Annotated in this window: 1 protein-coding gene; it reads left to right on the top strand. The window is 76.5% G+C overall.

From position 1 onward, the window contains the following. The coding region (gene cydD / locus HUW36_RS32660) for a thiol reductant ABC exporter subunit CydD (protein WP_174531562.1) at positions 1-1,389 on the top strand (1,389 nt) is incomplete at its 5' end. Between the last annotated feature and the right edge of the window lie 135 nt (positions 1,390-1,524).

The raw sequence follows: 1,524 nt of genomic DNA, 5'->3' as shown, positions 1-1,524 counted from the left end.
GTCGGCCGGCACGGCCCCACCTGGGTCGCGGGCCGGCGGGCCGGGCAGCTCGCCACGCTGGCCGGGCGAGGGCTGGACGCGCTCGACCCCTACTTCACCGGCTACCTGCCCCAACTCGTGCTGAGCGTGACGGTGCCGGCGGCGGTGCTGGCCCGGATCGTGTTCGCGGACTGGAGCTCGGCGCTGATCATCGCGCTCACCATCCCGCTCATCCCGATCTTCGGGGCGCTGCTCGGCTGGCAGGCGCAGGCCGCCACCGAGCGGCAGTGGCGGCGGCTGTCGCTGCTCGGCGGGCACTTCCTGGACATGGTGGCCGGGCTGCCCACGCTGCGCGCGTTCGGCCGGGCGCGGGCCCAGGTCGACGTGGTGCGCCGGATGGCCGACGGGCACCGCGAGGCCACCATGCGGACGCTGCGCATCGCGTTCCTGTCCGCGCTGGTGCTGGAACTGGTCGCCACGCTCTCCGTCGCCCTGGTCGCGGTGCCGGTCGGCATCCGGTTGCTCGGTGGCGGGATCACACTCTCCACCGCGCTGCTCGTGCTGCTGCTCACCCCGGAGGCGTACCTGCCGCTGCGGGCCGCCGGCAGCCGGTTCCACGCCAGCATGGAGGGGCTCACCGCACTGGACGAGGCGCTGACGCTCTCCGCTACCGACGCGCCGGCCGCACCGACCCCCGCCGGGCGCGCGGCCCCGGACGGACGCGGCGAGATCCGCTTCGAGGGCGTGACCGTCGCGTACGACCGGACGACCGCGCTGCGCGACGTCACGCTGACCATCCGGCCCGGCGAGCGGGTGGCCGTCATCGGGCCCAGCGGCGCGGGCAAGAGCACGCTGCTCAACCTGCTGCTCGGCTTCGTCCGGCCGACCAGCGGGCGGATCACCGTCGACGGCACCGACCTGTCCGGGGTCGACCCGGACGCCTGGCGCCGCGAGGTGGCCTGGGTGCCGCAGCGGGCCCACCTGTTCGCCGGTTCGCTTGCCGACAACATCCGGCTCGGCGCGCCGGACACCCCGGACGACGTACTCGCCGCCGCGGTGACCGACGCGGCGCTGGACGAGGTGGTCGACGCGCTGCCCGACGGGCTGGACACCCGGCTCGGCGAGCGCGGCCACGGCCTGTCCAGCGGGCAACGGCAACGAGTCGCACTGGCCCGGGCGTTCCTCCGGGACGCCCCGGTGGTGCTGCTCGACGAGCCCACCGCCCGGCTGGACAGCGCCAGCGAGGCGGTGGTCCTGACCGCCACCCGGCGGCTGGTCGCCGGCCGGACGGCGCTGCTGGTCGCGCACCGGCCGGCACTGCTGGCCGACGCCGACCGGATCCTGCGCGTCGAGGACGGCCGGGTCACCGAACTGCGCCCGACGACCACCGGTCCGGCGGTGACCCGATGATCAGGCGCGACACCGTCCTCCCGACCGGCCCCGCCCGCGCGGCGGTGCCCGGCCGCGAAGCCGCTTCCCCGACCGGTCCCGCCCGCGCGACGGTGACCCGGTGAGCGCCGGCGACGGCGTGACACCGGTGGGCCG

Origin of the sequence: Micromonospora maritima (genome assembly GCF_902825405.1) — a bacterium.
Taxonomy (GTDB): Bacteria; Actinomycetota; Actinomycetes; order Mycobacteriales; family Micromonosporaceae; genus Micromonospora; species Micromonospora maritima.
This window is presented reverse-complemented; position numbering and strand designations above follow the sequence as displayed.